Origin of the sequence: Neisseria mucosa, from assembly GCA_003028315.1 — a bacterium.
Classification (GTDB): Bacteria; Pseudomonadota; Gammaproteobacteria; order Burkholderiales; family Neisseriaceae; genus Neisseria; species Neisseria mucosa.
Genome location: CP028150.1, coordinates 1,426,455 through 1,442,777, shown reverse-complemented (window position 1 = coordinate 1,442,777; position 16,323 = coordinate 1,426,455). Strand labels below are relative to the sequence as shown.

Genomic DNA, 16,323 nt, shown 5'->3' with positions numbered 1-16,323 from the left:
ATATCAAGTTTTAAAATTTAAATTCGGGGCGCAGGCGGGCTTTATCGATATTATCTAAGCCGATTTGCGCGGTTTTGCCGTCGAAAGAGAGCGTTACGGTATCGTTTTCACAACCCTCGATGCGGCCGATAAAATTCTTTTGTCCGTCAACCGGCAGGCGGGTTTTGATTTTTGCCTGCTGTCCTGCAAAGCGCACGAAATCGGCGGCTTTTTTCAGCGGCCGGTCAAGGCCGGGGCTGGAAATTTCCAGATTTTTATAATCGATGTCTTCCACCATGAACACGCGGCTCAAATGATTGCTGACGGTCGCGCAGTCTTCGACGGTAATCCCGCCTTCCTTATCGATGAACACGCGCAGCGTGCCTTGCGCAGTCAGCTCGAAATCGACCAGTTCGTAGCCCAAACCCGGCAGGGTTTTTCGAGAATTGTTTGAATATCCATGAATCTCCCGGAGTACATAAACAAAAAAATGGCCCCGTGGCCATTTTTCGTCAAAATTGAAAAATTGGCTTATTATAACCGCTTTCCACTCAAAAGAAAAGCGTTGATTTATCGCGGCTTTTTTCAGGCGACCTCATAGAATGAATATGCTTGACAGCATAAAACCAAGCTTAAAATTGTTGACAAAAACGGTCGTCTGAAAAATCGCCATTAAACCTTATCCATTGATAATCACCATTTTATTTCCAACCTTTCTTTTTCAGACGACCCCATTTCCCTTCCATACGGCTTGCACGAAGCACGCCGTCATTCTAAAATCCAAAGCTGTTATCATCGAAACAAAAAGGCATTGCCATGTCCGCCCGCCCCATCTACAACTTTTCCGCAGGTCCCGCCGTCCTGCCCGAAGCCGTATTGCGTACCGCGCAGCAAGAAATGCTCGACTACAACGGCACAGGCTTCCCCGTCATGGCGATGAGCCACCGCTCGGAAATGTTCCTCAGCATCCTCCATCACGCCGAACAAGACTTGCGTACGCTGCTGAACATTCCTTCCAACTACAAAATCCTGTTCCTGCAAGGCGGCGCGACCACGCAATTCAACATGGTTGCGATGAATCTGGCGCATGGCTTTCCGTCTGCCGATGCAGTGGTAACCGGCAACTGGAGCCGCATCGCCTACGAACAAATGAGCCGCCTTACCGATACCGAAATCCGACTGGCGGCGCACGGCGGCGAACAATTCGACTATACCGCCCTGCCACCCGTCGAAACTTGGGACATAGACAAAAACTCTGCCTTCGTCCACTTCGCCATCAACGAAACCGTCAACGGCCTGCAATACCAAACCGTTCCCAAACTTTCAGACGACCTACCGCCGCTCGTTTGCGATATGTCCAGCGAAATCCTCTCACGCGAGTTTGACGTTTCCGACTACGGGCTGATTTACGCGGGCGCGCAAAAAAACATCGGCCCCGCCGGCGCGACCGTCGTCATCATCCGCGAAGACCTTCTCGACCGCTGCCCCGACAGTATTCCCGACGTCTTCAACTACCGCTCGCACATCAACCGCGACGGCATGTATAACACCCCGTCAACCTACGCCATTTATATGTCAGGTTTAGTGTTCCGCTGGCTGCTGACACAAGGCGGCGTGAAGAAAATCGAAGCCGTCAACAACATCAAAGCCCAAACGCTTTACGACGCCATCGACGGCAGCGGCGGCTTCTACATCAACCGAATCCGCCCCGATGCCCGCTCGAAAATGAACGTCGTTTTCCAAACCGCCTCAGCCGAACTCGACCGCCGCTTCGTCCTCGAAGCCGAACTGCAAGGTCTGTGCCTGCTCAAAGGCTACAAAACCGTCGGCGGCATGCGCGCCAGCATCTACAACGCCATGCCGCTCGAAGGCGTACAGGCGTTGGCGGACTTTATGAGCGATTTCCAACGGCGTTACGGCTAAGGGTTTTATTTCTATATATAAAGGTCGTCTGAAAATTTGCCGCGCTTGTTTTCAGACGACCTCTATATTGGAGGCGGCAGATTAACGGCTTCTATTTATATAGAGTAAATTTATGTAATGATTTTAGTGCCTATTGTATTGTTATGCTTCTTAACCGCGTTTCCAAACATGGTGTTTCAATTCGCTTTGTGCTATAAAATCCGCTGTTTTAACTGATTCGAAAGAAAAAAATGGACGCTTTACACCTTCTCACCACACGTCGTTCATCTAAAAAACTGACTGCTCCCGCGCCGAACGCAGAACAACTGGAAGCGATGCTTCAAGCCGCTACGCAGGTTCCCGATCATGGCAATATGCGTCCGTTCCGCTTCACTGTCATTCAAAGCGCGGAAGGATTGCAACGTTTCCGCGAAATTTTGTGCCGGACCGTTACCGAATTGAATTTTGGCGACGATGTTATGAGAAAGGCCGAGCGGGTGGGCAGTATGGCTCCGATGGTTATCGGCGTAACTTTTGCGCCTAATCGCGAAGTGGCGAAGCCCAAACCCGAATGGGAACAGATGTTGAGCGCGGGCTGTGCCGCCTACGGGTTGCAGCTTGCCGCTTCCGCGCAGGGCTTCGACAACGTGTGGATTACGGGAATGTGGGTCAACAGCCCGCTCTTGCGCGAAGCATTCGGTTGTTCGGACAAAGACAAAATCATCGGGCTGATGATGATCGGCTCTTCTGTGGAAGAGGGGGGCGGTGCGAAAAATACCGATTTGGAACAATTCGTAACAACTTGGTAAACGGTTCGCAATGTAAAAAGGTCGTCTGAAAACCACGATTCAGGTTTCAGACGACCTTTGGTTTTGGGCAAAGCCGAATCGGCAGCTGCCTTTTCCGGCTTCGGGCAAAAGGCGTACAATCCGAATTCAAACGAACCGGAACGAATTGAAACGAATCCAGATGAAACCGAAAATACAAAGACACGAACACATCCTCGCCCTGGTGCGTGAGCAGCATTTCATGACGGTCGAGCAGCTTGCGGAAGCCTTGGACGTTACCCCGCAGACCATACGCCGCGACATACAGGAATTGAGCGAAACGCGGCAGTTGAAGCGTTATCATGGCGGAGCGTCGGTCGGCGATATTTCCGGCGGCGTGGCACAAGGCAAGCGCAATCATTGCCAAAATGAAAAAAACGCCATCGCCCGCCTGATTGCTGCCCACATTCCCGACAATTCGTCGCTGTTTATCAGTATAGGCACGACGATGGAAGCCGTTGCCGCCGAGTTGGTCAAACAGCGTAAAAACCTGCGGATTATCACCAACAATATTTACGTCGCCTCCATCACGTCCGCGCGCACCGACTACACCGTCATCATCACCTCCGGCGTCGTTCGCCCCTTGGACGGCGGGATTACGGGCGTGGCGACGGTCGATTTTATCAATCAGTTTAAAGTCGATTATGCCGTCATGAGTACGCACGGCGTGGAAAGCGACGGCTCGCTTTTGGACTACGACTATAAAGAAGTCAGCGTCATGCAGGCGATGATGACCAATGCGCGGGTCAGGTATTTAGGCGTGGACCACAGCAAATTCAACAGCAACGCCTTGGTCAGGCTGGGTGACATCGGCTCGTTTGACAAAGTATTTACCGACCGCGTACCGGAAGCCGCCATGCAGAAGGTTTTGGGTGATGCGGGCGTAGAATGGCTGGTTGCCGAACCTGTGCCGCTTTGAGTGCGCCACTATAACGATAGAGTCAAGTCGGGTACAATAAAGCCCTTTTCAGACGACCTTTTATAGATACGTCGTCTGAAACCAAATCCCTTCCCAATAAAGAACCATTATGCTCAATAAAGACCAATTCGCGGACAACCATTTCATCCGCACCATCATCGAAGAAGACCTCAAAAGCGGCAAACACGAAGCCATCCAAACCCGTTTCCCGCCCGAACCCAACGGCTACCTGCACATCGGCCACGCCAAATCCATCTGCCTGAACTTCGGTTTGGCGTATATTTACGACGGCTTGTGCAACCTGCGTTTCGACGATACCAACCCCGAAAAAGAAAACGACGAATACGTCAACGCCATCAAAGAAGACGTTGAGTGGCTCGGTTTCCATTGGGCGGGTGAGCCGCGTTTCGCTTCCAATTATTTCGACCAGCTTTACGACTACGCCGTCGGCTTAATCAAAGACGGCAAAGCGTATGTCGATGATTTGACGCCCGAAGAAATGCGCGAATACCGCGGTACGCTGACCGAAGCAGGCAAAAACAGCCCTTACCGCGACCGCAGTATCAAAGAAAACCTCGACCTGTTTACGCGCATGAAAAACGGCGAGTTCCCCGACGGCAGCAAAACCCTGCGCCTGAAAATCGACATGGCATCAGGCAACATCAATATGCGCGACCCCGTCATCTACCGCATCCGCCGCGCCCATCACCACAATACCGGCGACAAATGGTGCATCTACCCGATGTACGACTACACGCATTGCATTTCCGATGCCATCGAAGGCATCACGCATTCCTTGTGTACGCTCGAATTTGAAGCCCACCGCCCGCTGTACGACTGGGTGTTGGACAATATCCCCGCGCCGCACGCCACCCGCCCGCGCCAATACGAGTTTTCCCGTTTGGAGCTTTTGTATTCCATCACCTCCAAACGCAAGCTGAACCAACTGGTTTCAGACGGCCACGTTACCGGCTGGGACGACCCGCGTATGCCGACCATTTCCGGTATGCGCCGCCGCGGCTACACGCCCGAAGGCCTGCGCCTGTTTGCCAAACGCGCCGGTATTTCCAAATCTGAAAACATCGTCGATATGAGCGTGTTGGAAGGCGCGATTCGCGAAGAGCTGGAAAACTCCGCCCCGCGCCTGATGGCGGTTTTGAACCCGCTCAAAGTCACCCTGACCAACTTCGAAGCAGGCAAAACCCAAAGCCGCCGTGCCGCGTTCCACCCCAATCACGAAGAAATGGGCGAGCGCGAAATCCCCGTGTCCCAAACCATCTACATCGAGGCAGACGACTTTGCCGAAAATCCGCCCAAAGGCTTCAAACGCCTGACCCCGGGCGGCGAAGTGCGCCTGCGCCACGGCTATGTGATCAAGTGCGACGAAGTCGTAAAAGACGCAGCGGGCAATGTAGTCGAACTCAAATGCAGCATCGACCATGACACCTTGGGCAAAAATCCAGAAGGCAGAAAAGTCAAAGGCGTGATTCACTGGGTTTCCGCCGAACACGCCGCCGAAATCAAAGTCCGCCTGTACGACCGCCTCTTTACCGTCGAGCGTCCCGATGCCGTGCGCGGCGAAGACGGCGAATACCTGCCGTTTACCGATTTCCTCAACCCCGAGTCCGTCAAAGAAATCACCGCCTATGCCGAACCTGCCGCCAAAAACCTGCCCGCCGAAAGCCGTTGGCAGTTTGAACGCATCGGCTATTTCGTCACCGACCGCAAAGACCACAGCAAAGACACGCCGGTGTTTAACCGCACGGTAACGCTGAAAGATTCTTGGCAGGCAAAATAATTGGTAAGAAGGCAGTCAGTATGCACTGGCTGCCTTTATTGTGTTTAAATTTTTGATTTTATAATAGGAATTTTATGGAAAACCAAATACCCACTTCACAGGAAGTTCGATATCACGAACCCAAACGCCTTCCTGCTTCTGCAGGCATCAAGTGGATTACCGACGCTTTCGGTATTTTCAAACTTCATCCGTGGAAATGGATAGGCGTATTATTGGCCTATATGATCGTAGGCTTTGTGGTTTCTATTATTGACTTACTAGGAATTAATGCGCTTTCTAGTTTAAAAGGTATTGTATTCAGCTGGGTGGGTTCATGCTTAGTAGGCGGAGCTATGTATGTTGCTAACAATATCAATAATGGAAAAGCATTTGATGTGAAAGATTTTTTTATTGTTTTTTTAGATAAAAAAATGAGTTTTTTCATTTTATTGTTACTTCAGGTGCTGTTCAGTATAGCTGTTAGTTTGCTTATCATTCCGCTATATTTTGCAGGTCATTGGGCAATGATGATAGGTGTTGTATTGATTGTTATTGTCCTTTTGTCTATATTTTTATTAACCCCCGCTTTGATTGTTTTAGATGGTCTGAAGCCATGGGAGGCTATTAAAGCTAATGTTAAAGCGGCTATGTGTAATATTCCTGCAATATTAGTTTATGTTGTAGGTGTGGCTCTCTATTCTTTTATGTGGGGCGTATTAGGCAGCATGTTAGGCCAGTGGATTATCATGATCATACTTTTACTATTCCTACCTGTCAGCGCAGTTTTACTGCTGTCCCCTTATATTGCTTACCGCAGTATTTACCCTAATGGTCGTATTGTAAAATCCTAAGTGGATAAAGGCCGTCTGAAACATTTGAACTGCACCCCAAAAGTTGGACATCCCCTCCAACTCACAAGGTGCAGTTTTTTTATGAGCAAATATACATTACACTTCAAATACCAAGCCGTACTCCACTACCTGCATATACGCAGCCAACAACGTACCGCAGACCACTACGGCATTTCCCGAACCCACCTGAGACGATGGATACGCGCCTATCAAGAAGGCGGTATCGGCGCACTCGAACATCCCCAATCCAAAACCATGCCCCAACACCGCAAAAACCCCTTCATCGCAGATAAACCCGACCAAGAAAAAACGCAGGCAGAGCTTATCGAAGAGTTGTGCTATATGCGCGCAGAGGTCGCCTACCTAAGAACGTGTTCATTGTCTCAGCCTCTGCTGTAAACTATAGTGGATTAACTTTAAACCAGTACGGCGTTGCCTCGCCTTGCCGTACTATTTGTAATGTCTGCGGCTTTGTCGCCTTGTCCTGATTTAAATTTAATCCACTATATCGGCATGAACAGAAAAACCTACCCAAGCGATATCAGTCGCGAGCAATTTGCGCCTCTCCTTCCCCTGCTGGAAAGTGCCCGTAAACGCACAGCGCCACGCCAGGTGGACTTGTACGATGTCTTTTGTGCCATTCTCTACCTGCAACGCACTGGCTGCTCCTGGCGCGCTTTGCCGGGCGACTTCCCCAAATGGCGCACCGTGCATTCCTACTTCCAGAGATGGACCGAACCACGCGAGAGTGACATCAGCATCCTTGAGGAAGCATTAAAAAAATCAGGTAGTTGCGGAGCGCCGCAAGCAGGGGCGCCATGAAGCAACTACTTTCCTGATTATTGATGCGCAGAGTGTGAAGAACACGGATACCGCCATGGAAAAAGGCTACAATGCGGGCAAGAAGGTTAGCGGTATCAAGCGACATATAGCGGTTTACACGCAAGGTTTGCCGCATGCCCTTGCGGTAACGACGGCGGATGTTACGGATAGAAAAGGCTGCCTGGTGGCATTGGAACGTGGGCGGGATAATCTTGGTGCGATACAAAAAATCCTTGCTGAAGGTGGTTACACGGGTAAAGGCATTTGCTTCGTCGGTACAGGAGTTGATTGGTGCGGAGGTAGAGATTGCCAAACGAAACGAATTGCACCGTTTTGCAGTATTGCCGAAGCGATGGGTAGTAGAGCGCAGCTTTTCCTGGTTGGAAAAGAACAGGCGGCATTGGAAAAACTGCGAGCGTAAGTTGAGTACCAGTCTGCAAATGGTAGCTTTGGCTTTCTTGGGAGTCCTGCTACGAAGACTATGAACACGCTCTAAAGGAGTTAAAAGCCCTCAGCCAAAAGCGGACCGCAAAGGACAAAGCCAAACCGTCCAAACACTGAGGGCGCAACACCCGCTCAAATACCTGCTGCACATCGCAAACCTACCCAAAAGCAGCTTTTACTACCACCACCAAGACCGACCCGACCCCGATGAAGCCGACAAAGCCCTCCTTGTCGAAACCTACCGGCGGCATAAAGGACGCTACGGACAAAGGCGCATTGCCGCCGCATTAGATTGGAACCGCAAAAAAGTGGCGCGGCTGATGAAGCAGTTGGAACTGAAAGCCCTCATACGGGCGAAAAAAGCCTACCGCCATCCCGCCATGGGCGAGATATCGGAACACCTCCTCAAACGCCGGTTCAAAGCCCGAAAGCCCAACGAAAAATGGCTGACCGACGTTACCGAACTTAAAGGGAAGGACGGCAAACTGTACCTATCGCCAATCTTGGACTTGTTCAACCGCGAGATCGTCGCCTACGCCATGAGCCGCAATGCTAACAGCGAAATGGTGAAGGAAATGCTCGAAAAAGCCGCACCCCGTCTGACTGATAAAGGAACGATGCTGCATTCGGACCAAGGTGTGCTGTACCGTACGGCGGGGTATAGGGAATTGCTTGCGGAGCATTCCATGGTTCAAAGCATGTCGCGAAAGGCGAACTGTTGGGACAATGCGTCGATGGAAAGCTTCTTTGCGGTGTTGAAGACGGAGTGTTTCTATAGTGGATTAAAATAAAAATGAGACAAGGCGGCAAAGCCCGCCGTGTACAGGTAGTACATAAGGGCGTTGGCAACGCCGTATCATTGCAATTTTAATCCACTATATAACGCAGGTGAATTGACGGTAGATGAATTGATGAAGCAGATAGATGACTATATGGATTACTACAACCGGGAGCGTTGCAGTTTGAAATTGAAAAAGCTGAGTCCTGTCGCATACAGAACCCAGCTTGCACAGAGCGCCTGAATAGGCTTTTATGAGTGTCCAAGATTTGGGGGCCAGTTCAAAGTTTCAGACGACCTTTTGTTTAAGCTGTCATCAGCTTAGTTTGCCGTGGCATTGTTTGTATTTCAGGCCGCTGCCGCAAGGACAGGGGTCGTTGCGGTGGACGATACGGCCTTGGGCGGTCAGCGCTTCGGGGCTGAAATCCGTTCCATCGGGGTCGAAAGCTTCGGTAACCAAATTAGTTTGGGATTGTCCGAGCAGTTCTTCCATGTCGGGCGCTTCGGAGTGGATGGTTTGGATGCCGACGGGTGCGGGTTCGGCAATTTCTTCTACGTCGGTGTTGCGCTCGATTTGGACGGAGGCTAAGAGGGAAGCGGTTTGATGCTTGATACCGCGCCACAGGTTTTCAAACATGGCGAAGGCTTCGCGTTTGTATTCCTGTTTCGGATTTTTCTGGGCATAGCTGCGCAGGTGGATGCCTTGACGCAGGTAGTCCATGGCGGCAAGATGTTCGCGCCATTGCAGGTCGATGACTTGCAGCATGACGTTGCGTTCGAAATCCGCCATCGGTTTTTTGCCGACCAGCTCGACTTTGGCTGCGTATTCTTCTTCCATGCGTTTAATCAGACGCTCTTTGATGTCCTGATTGTCCAATGTGGTGTCTGCTTTGAGCCATGCTTGGATGTCTTCGTGCAGGCGGAACTCGGCGGCAAGCTGGCTTTCGAGCCCAGGGATGTCCCATTGCTCTTCCATGCTGTCGGGCGGTATGTACAAATCGACCAAATCGCTGATGACTTCTTCGCGGATACCTTTAGTCAGGTCGCTGACGTCTTTGCTGTTGAGGATTTCGTTGCGTTGGTGGTAGATGACTTTACGTTGGTCGTTGGCAACGTCGTCGTATTCCAATACTTGTTTGCGCATGTCGAAGTTGCGGCCTTCGACTTTGCGTTGCGCGCCTTCGATTTGACGGGTCAACATGCCGTGTTCGATGGCGACGCCGCGTTCGGGCGCAAGGCGGTTGAGGATGGCGGCAGCGCGGTCGAGTGCGAAGAGGCGCAGCAGCGGGTCTTCAAATGAGAGGTAGAAGCGGCTGGAGCCGGGGTCGCCCTGACGGCCTGCGCGTCCGCGCAATTGGTTGTCGATGCGGCGGCTTTCGTGGCGTTCGGTGCCGATGATGTGCAGGCCGCCTGCCGCGACCACTTGGTCGTGTTCTGCCTGCCAGCCGTTTTCAAGAGCGGCGATTTGTGCGGTTTTTTCTTCGTCGCTCAGGTTTTCGTTGGACTGGATGGCTTCGATTTGGTGCTTGAGGTTGCCGCCAAGGACGATGTCGGTGCCGCGGCCCGCCATGTTGGTGGCGACGGTAATGGCGCCGACTTTACCGGCTTGGGCGACAATCAGGGCTTCGCGTTCGTGTTCTTTGGCGTTGAGGACGTTGTGCGGCAGTCCGGCTTTTTGCAGAAGACGGGAAACCAGCTCGGAGTTTTCGATGCTGGTGGTACCGACGAGGACGGGTTGTCCGCGTTTGTGGCATTCTTCGATGTCTTTGACGACGGCTTCGAATTTTTCTTCGGCAGAACGGAAAATCTGGTCGTTGAAGTCTTTACGCTGTACGGGGCGGTTGGTCGGGATAATGACGGTTTCGAGGTTGTAGATGCTTTGAAACTCGAAAGCCTCGGTATCGGCGGTACCGGTCATGCCGGAGAGTTTGGTGTACAGGCGGAAGTAGTTTTGGAAGGTAATGGAGGCGAGGGTTTGGTTTTCGCGTTTGATTTCCACGCCTTCTTTGGCTTCGACGGCTTGGTGCAGACCTTCGGACCAGCGACGGCCGGACATCAGACGGCCTGTAAATTCGTCCACGATAACGATTTCGCCGTCTTGGATGACGTAGTGTTGGTCTTTATGGAATAACGTATGCGCGCGCAATGCTGCCATGAGGTGGTGCATCAGGGCGATGTTGGCGGCGGAGTAGAGGGAGTCGTTTTCTTGCAGCAAACCCATTTGAATCAGGATTTGCTCGGCGTGTTCGTGACCCGCTTCGCTCAAGATGACTTGGTGTGCTTTTTCATCGACCCAGTAATCGCCTTCGCCTTCTTCGGTTTCTTGGCGGATGAGGTGCGCGGGAAGGCTGTTCATGATTTGGTACAGCTGGATGTTGTCATCCGCCTGACCGGAGATAATCAGCGGGGTGCGCGCTTCGTCGATCAGAATGGAGTCCACTTCGTCCACTACGGCAAAATTCAATTCGCGCTGAACTTTGTCGTATTGGTCGGTTACCATATTGTCGCGCAGGTAGTCGAAGCCGAATTCGTTGTTGGTACCGTAGGTAATGTCGGAGCCGTAGGCGTTTTGACGGTCAAACGGCTGCATATCGGCGATGATGACGCCGACGGTTAAGCCGAGGAAGTTGTAGAGCGGTGCCATGATGCCCGCGTCGCGCGAGGCAAGATAGTCGTTGACGGTAACGACGTGTACGCCTTTGCCGGACAGGGCGTTGAGATAGACGGCAAGGGTGGCGACCAAGGTTTTACCTTCACCGGTACGCATTTCGGCGATTTTGCCGTCGTGCAGCACCATGCCGCCGATAAGCTGGACGTCGAAGTGGCGCATACCGAGTACGCGGCGGGACGCTTCGCGGCAGACGGCGAAGGCTTCGACCAAGATGTCGTCCAGAGTCTGTCCGTCGGCAAGACGTTGTTTGAATTCGGCTGTTTTAGCCTGTAAATCCGCATCGCTCAAGGCTTTCATTTGTTCTTCGAGTGCGTTGATTTTGGCAACGGATTTACGGTATTGTTTGAGCAGCCGGTCATTGCGGCTGCCGAAGATTTTCTTAGCAATGTTTGTCAGCATGAAATAGTTCCTGCGCCTGATATAAAATAATGGCGAAACGGGGATTTTAACACAAGCCTCGCGGCAAGGCAGTCATGCCGTTTGAAATAAAGGCAGTTTTACCGGATTTCAATCTTGATAATACAACCGTACACTTTGAAAAGGTCGTCTGAAACATATGAATTTGGAACAATTGGGCAAGCGGGATGCGCGGTTGGCCGGTTTGTTGCAGCAGTCGCAACAATGGCGCAGGCTGGATGCGGCAGTCAAACGCATCCTGCCAGCAAACCTGCACCCGCACTTTCAAACTGCCTGCATCGAAGAGGGCAGGTTGGTGTTGCTGGCGGCAAACGGTATGGCGGCTTCGCGCCTGAAAATGATATTGCCCGCGCTTGTGCCGCAGCTTCAGGAGTTGAACGCGGGGATTCGGGATGTGGTGGTCAAAGTCGTGCCGAAGCCGCCGGCGCAACCCAAAGTCAACAGCCTGCATTTGAGCGGGGCGGCATTGGAGAGTTTTGATGCGGCGGCGGCAAAATTGGAAGACAAGCATCCTGAATTGGCTGCCGCGCTGGCGGAGTTGGTGCGCAAACACAGCCGTTAAGTTAGGAATTATTATTTAAATTGTTAATATAAGTTAAATTTCATTCGTTCGAATGAGAGGGTCTAATACTAAAGGAATAATACCTGAATAGTAGTCATTCTTTTTTAGGTAAACTGATGTAAATTTGCTATGGAATCTTGGACTTGTTTGGGTTGTTGTAGCAGAATACGGCTTCATTATTTCTTTGGTTCCGCTTGTAGATAGTAAACTCGAATATGGGTTTATTAATATATTCGCAAGTTTTGTTTTGTAAAATTTAACAGACTCTCATCATTAGGAGATACAAATGAAAGCATATTTAGCCCTGATTTCTGCCGCCGTTATCGGTTTGGCTGCCTGCTCGCAAGAACCTGCAAAACCTGCTGAGAATGCAGCGCCTGCCGCTTCTGAAGCCACTCCTGCGGAAACTGCTGCACCTGCCGATGCTGCTCCTGCTTCCGAAGCAGCGCCTGCCGATTCTGCCGCAGCACCTGCCGCCGGCAACTGCGCGACTACTGTCGAAGCCAACGACGCTATGCAGTTCAACACTAAAGAAATCCAAGTCAGCAAAGCTTGTAAAGAATTCACCGTTACCCTGAAACACACCGGTACCCAACCTAAAGAAAGCATGGGTCACAACATCGTCATCGGTAAAGCCGAAGACATGGACGGTATTTTCAAAGACGGTGCCGGCGCTGCTGCAACCGACTACGTGAAAGCTGACGATGCACGCGTTGTTGCCCACACCAAACTGGTCGGCGGCGGCGAAGAAGCTTCCCTGACTCTGGATCCTGCCAAACTGGCGGGCGGCGAATACAAATTTGCTTGCACCTTCCCAGGACACGGTGCTTTGATGAACGGCAAAGTGACTTTGGTCGACTAATCCGTCCAAGCTTCAAAATACAGACAGCCTGCTTTATGCAGGCTGTTTTGTTATAAAATGGTTGTCTGAAAAGTACCCCATTGAGAACACAAACATGAATCCGTTTGAAACCAAAAGCGTTACCTTTGCCGAACCGATTGAAATGCTGTACGCCTGCCACGGCAAAGTGCGCCGTTTCTGCGGCCAGGTCGCCATGCTGTCGGACTATATCGCCGAAAACGGCTGCAATCAGATTGTTTTGCAAACCATCCGCCAAATCGCCCAGTATTTCAACGTCGCCGCCCCGCTGCACCATGAAGACGAAGAAGAAAACTTCTTCCCGCTCCTGCTGCAATACGCGCCGCAAGCCCAAGAAAGCGTGAACGAGCTTTTGCGCCAGCATGTGAGCCTGCATGGCAACTGGGATGCCGTGGCTGCCGAATTTGCCAAACTCGAAGCAGACAACGCCTATATCCCCGATGCGGAAGCGTTCAAACGCTTTGTGGCAGGTTACGATGTGCATCTGGCGATTGAAGAACCTTTGTTCGACATGGGCAAAACGTTTATCCCCAAAGAGAAACTGACCGAAATCGGCGAAATCATGGCAGCGCGCCGGCGCAGATAAGGTCGTTTACAGATTACCGTTTCTTCAAATAAAGGTCGTCTGAAAACTTGAAAACAGAGTTTCAGACGACCTCAATATCCCCCGTAACACAACCACGTCGTCTGAAAAGGAAGCAAACCATGCTGACGCCAAAAAGCTGCGATTTGTTCAATATCCCATTTTTCCAGTTTGCCCAGCTCAAAAAATACCAGCCTGAGAGCATTCCGCAAATCAAAGCCGACTACAAGGAAAACTGGCAGATATGGCAGCAGCTGATACAGCAGGTCGCCGCAGACTTGGGCGAACCTTTCGCCCCGCCGCATATCGAACGCTGGTGTAACGGCTGGCAGGTGCGCGCCCATTTCTTCGCCTACTTCAAATACGCCCAATACAAAAACTCCGCCGCGATTTTATCGATTTTATTGAACCACCGCCGCCTGAGCGTCAGCCTAGACTGGCATTGCTACAAAGCCGACGTGTCGCCGATTGCGCTGCCGGAATACAACCGCTGGCTGGATGATTTCGATACCGAAAAATACGCCGCATTCGATATGTGGCACGGCGCGGAAAGCGAATATGACGACTACCGCACCGTCGCACAACAAAGCGAATCCGACCGAAGGTTGCAAAACGACGAAGACTTTTTCTGCATCGGCAAACACATTGAACGCGACGATTTGGGCAAGCAGGATGTAGCGAAATGGATAGCCGAAACGGTGGAAGATTTGCTGCCGCTTTATGAAGCCTGTCATGGCGGATAAAGACGGTTTCTGTCCGAATGTGCCGTAGGTTAAAATAGGAAAAACGCACATCGTCATTCCCGCTCCGATGAGAGGCCGAAACAGGTACTTCATTTAAATTTGCCCTGTCAAACATATCCTGCTGTTTCCGTTTTTCAGACAACCGCCAAGTGCTTAAAGGTCGTCTGAAAACTTGTTATGTCGAACAACAATCTTAAATCATGAACGAAAAACTCCCTCCCGACGCGCTCATCGAAGCCGCGCTTTTGACCCAAACCGAACCCCTAAACGAAAAATCCATGCGCGAATTGTGTGTGCCGCCGCTGTCGAAGGACAAATTAATTGATGTATTGGCGCAGTTGAAAACGCGTTGGCAGGGTAGGGCGTTGCAACTGGTGCATACGCACGAGGGCTGGCGGTTTCAGATTGCTCAGGCGGCTTTCGAGCGGCTGGGCAGCCTTCAGGAACAGCGTGCACCGCGTTATTCCCGCGCCGTAATGGAAACGCTGGCGATTATTGCCTACCAGCAGCCGGTGACGCGAGGCGACATTGAGGGCATACGCGGCGTGGCGGTGTCGCAGAACGTGATGCAGACTTTGCAGGACAGGGGCTGGATTGAAGTGATCGGGCATCGTGATTCGGTCGGGCGGCCTGCATTGTGGGCGACGACGGAAACATTTTTGAGCGATTTGCAGTTGGACAGTTTGGAAGAACTGCCGCCATTGACCGAGTTGGGTGAATTGGTGTTGCCCGATTTGGTGGAAACGCCGCCGACAGGCGATGAGAAAGGGCCTGCGGAAGAGTCTGAAAATTCGGGCAGGTTGGTCAACTGAATTGGGAGGGGTCGTCTGAAAGGGTTTTCAGACGACCTTTTATGTGTTGACGCCTTATTTGAACATTTATTCCTTGCGTTGCAAAACGGCGGCGAAGAATCCGTCGGTTTGGTGTTTTGCCGAATCGAGGCGCAGGTACTTGCCGGTGTTCAAATCGATTTTCAAACCGGCGAGCAGGTCGGCGCAGTCGAGGAGTTCGTATTCCAAGTGTTCTTCCAAAAAGCGTTCGACCTGCATTTCGTTTTCTTCGGGCAACACGCTGCAAGTGGCGTAAACCAGCCTGCCTTGCGGTTTGACCAGTTTGGCGGCGGCATCGAGGATGCTGTGTTGCTGCTCCAAAAGTTTGGCGACGGTTTCGGGCGACTGGCGGTATTTGAGGTCGGGATTGCGGCGCAGCGTGCCTAAGCCGGAGCAGGGGGCATCGACCAAAACGCGGTCGGCTTTGCCGGTCAAGCGTGCGATGCGGCCGTCGTGTTCGCTGCTGATGCGTTCGGGGTGGATGTTGGTCAGTCCGGCGCGGGTCATACGGGGCTTGAGGTTGGCAAGGCGTTTTTCGGCGATGTCGAAGGCGTAGATTCTGCCTTTGTTTGCCATTTGCGCGCCAACTGCGAGGGTTTTGCCGCCTGCGCCGGCGCAGAAATCGACGATGATTTCGCCGCGTTTGGCGCCGACGAGCAGGGCGAGGAGCTGGCTGCCTTCGTCTTGGACTTCCAGCGTGCCGTCTAAAAACAATTCGTGTTTGTTGAGGGCGATTTTGTTTTTCAGGCGGATGCCCCAAGGGGAATAGGGCGTGGCTTCTGCATCGGGGCTTTCGGTTTGAAGCAGTGGCAGCACTTTGTCGCGTCTGCCTTTGAGCGTGTTGACGCGGATGTCGAGCGGCGCGGCTTGGTTGATGCTGCGGCCGAAGGCGAGGATTTCTTCGTCGCTAAAATGTTTTTGCAGTTGTTCCACCAGCCATTGCGGCAACTCGGCGGCGGTATGGAGGTCGTCTGAAAATTCGGTTTTGCGTGCTTTCAGGCTGCTGAGGAACTCGGTTTCTTCTTCGTCGAGCAGGTCTTTGATTTGGCTGATGTTGGTGCTTCTGCCGAGAACGAGCGCGGCAAGCGCGGCTTTGCGCGGCTGGGCATGCGGGCGGCGCAGGACGGTACTGATTTTTTGATAATGGCGCAGGGCGGCGAAGGCGGTTTCGGCGATTTCGTGGCGGTCTTGCCTGCCGAGCTTTTTGTGTTCGCGGAAGTAGGCGGACAGAACGGCATCGGCAGGCTGTTTGAAAGTCAGCATTTCAGCCAGAACTTTGGCGGTATGGTCGAGTTGAATCGAGGTCATGGTGGGTTCGCAATCGGGGGAAAGGCTTGG

15 protein-coding genes and 3 pseudogenes are annotated in these 16,323 nt (G+C 52.0%); 14 read left to right on the top strand and 4 right to left on the bottom strand.

The features are described from left to right. Window positions 1-10: 10 nt before the first annotated feature. A pseudogene (locus NM96_07220) lies at window positions 11-459 on the bottom strand (ribosome maturation factor RimP). A 336-nt stretch (window positions 460-795) separates the two neighbouring features. Here NM96_07220 and NM96_07215 point away from each other — a divergent pair. The 6 genes from NM96_07215 to NM96_07190 all read left to right on the top strand — a co-directional run bounded on the left by NM96_07215 (window position 796) and on the right by NM96_07190 (window position 6,654). Continuing rightward, a complete protein-coding gene (locus NM96_07215) occupies window positions 796-1,902 on the top strand; it encodes a 3-phosphoserine/phosphohydroxythreonine transaminase (protein AVR79146.1) in 1,107 nt (368 codons plus the stop codon). Window positions 1,903-2,132: 230 nt separating this feature from the next. Beyond that, window positions 2,133-2,690: a nitroreductase gene (locus tag NM96_07210; GenBank protein ID AVR79145.1), complete on the top strand. Its 558-nt coding sequence runs from the start codon at window positions 2,133-2,135 to the stop codon at window positions 2,688-2,690. Window positions 2,691-2,850: 160 nt separating this feature from the next. Further along, window positions 2,851-3,627: a DeoR/GlpR transcriptional regulator gene (locus tag NM96_07205; GenBank protein ID AVR79144.1), complete on the top strand. Its 777-nt coding sequence runs from the start codon at window positions 2,851-2,853 to the stop codon at window positions 3,625-3,627. Window positions 3,628-3,736: 109 nt separating this feature from the next. Next, the gene (locus NM96_07200; GenBank protein AVR79143.1) at window positions 3,737-5,425 is read left to right on the top strand and encodes a glutamine--tRNA ligase/YqeY domain fusion protein; all 1,689 of its coding nucleotides are present in this window, start codon (window positions 3,737-3,739) and stop codon (window positions 5,423-5,425) included. Between the two features lie 74 nt (window positions 5,426-5,499). Then, window positions 5,500-6,255: a hypothetical protein gene (locus tag NM96_07195; protein AVR79142.1), complete on the top strand. Its 756-nt coding sequence runs from the start codon at window positions 5,500-5,502 to the stop codon at window positions 6,253-6,255. A gap of 81 nt (window positions 6,256-6,336) precedes the next feature. Next, window positions 6,337-6,654, top strand: a complete 318-nt coding sequence (locus tag NM96_07190) for a helix-turn-helix domain-containing protein (protein ID AVR79141.1) — start codon at window positions 6,337-6,339, stop codon at window positions 6,652-6,654. A 1-nt stretch (window position 6,655) separates the two neighbouring features. On the opposite strand, the pseudogene NM96_07185 reads toward NM96_07190, so the two are convergent. After that, a pseudogene (locus NM96_07185) lies at window positions 6,656-6,772 on the bottom strand (transposase). Here NM96_07185 and NM96_07180 point away from each other — a divergent pair. The 3 genes and pseudogenes from NM96_07180 to NM96_07170 all read left to right on the top strand — a co-directional run bounded on the left by NM96_07180 (window position 6,769) and on the right by NM96_07170 (window position 8,543). After that, window positions 6,769-7,562, top strand: a pseudogene (locus NM96_07180) (IS5/IS1182 family transposase). The pseudogenes NM96_07185 and NM96_07180 overlap by 4 nt on opposite strands. A 267-nt stretch (window positions 7,563-7,829) precedes the next feature. Further along, window positions 7,830-8,312, top strand: coding sequence for a hypothetical protein (locus tag NM96_07175; protein AVR79140.1), 483 nt, complete (start codon window positions 7,830-7,832; stop codon window positions 8,310-8,312). A gap of 102 nt (window positions 8,313-8,414) precedes the next feature. Beyond that, a complete protein-coding gene (locus tag NM96_07170) occupies window positions 8,415-8,543 on the top strand; it encodes a hypothetical protein (protein AVR79139.1) in 129 nt (42 codons plus the stop codon). A gap of 72 nt (window positions 8,544-8,615) precedes the next feature. On the opposite strand, the gene NM96_07165 is transcribed toward NM96_07170, so the two are convergent. After that, a complete protein-coding gene (locus tag NM96_07165) occupies window positions 8,616-11,369 on the bottom strand; it encodes a preprotein translocase subunit SecA (GenBank protein ID AVR79138.1) in 2,754 nt (917 codons plus the stop codon). Between the two features lie 157 nt (window positions 11,370-11,526). On the opposite strand from NM96_07165, the gene NM96_07160 reads away from it, so the two are divergent. The 5 genes from NM96_07160 to NM96_07140 all read left to right on the top strand — a co-directional run bounded on the left by NM96_07160 (window position 11,527) and on the right by NM96_07140 (window position 14,967). Continuing rightward, window positions 11,527-11,949, top strand: a complete 423-nt coding sequence (locus NM96_07160; GenBank protein ID AVR79137.1) for a DUF721 domain-containing protein — start codon at window positions 11,527-11,529, stop codon at window positions 11,947-11,949. Between the two features lie 286 nt (window positions 11,950-12,235). Further along, on the top strand, window positions 12,236-12,811 hold the full coding sequence (gene azu, locus NM96_07155) for an azurin (protein ID AVR79136.1): 576 nt from the start codon (window positions 12,236-12,238) through the stop codon (window positions 12,809-12,811). Window positions 12,812-12,905: 94 nt separating this feature from the next. Continuing rightward, a complete protein-coding gene (locus NM96_07150) occupies window positions 12,906-13,415 on the top strand; it encodes a hemerythrin domain-containing protein (GenBank protein ID AVR79135.1) in 510 nt (169 codons plus the stop codon). A 119-nt stretch (window positions 13,416-13,534) separates the two neighbouring features. Then, a complete protein-coding gene (locus NM96_07145; GenBank protein ID AVR79134.1) occupies window positions 13,535-14,155 on the top strand; it encodes a diadenosine tetraphosphatase in 621 nt (206 codons plus the stop codon). Between the two features lie 200 nt (window positions 14,156-14,355). Then, entirely contained in the window at window positions 14,356-14,967 is a 612-nt protein-coding gene (locus NM96_07140; protein ID AVR79133.1) for a segregation and condensation protein B, read from the top strand. 66 nt (window positions 14,968-15,033) lie between these two features. On the opposite strand, the gene NM96_07135 is transcribed toward NM96_07140, so the two are convergent. Continuing rightward, window positions 15,034-16,293, bottom strand: a complete 1,260-nt coding sequence (locus NM96_07135) for an RsmB/NOP family class I SAM-dependent RNA methyltransferase (protein AVR79132.1) — start codon at window positions 16,291-16,293, stop codon at window positions 15,034-15,036. Window positions 16,294-16,323: the final 30 nt, after the last annotated feature.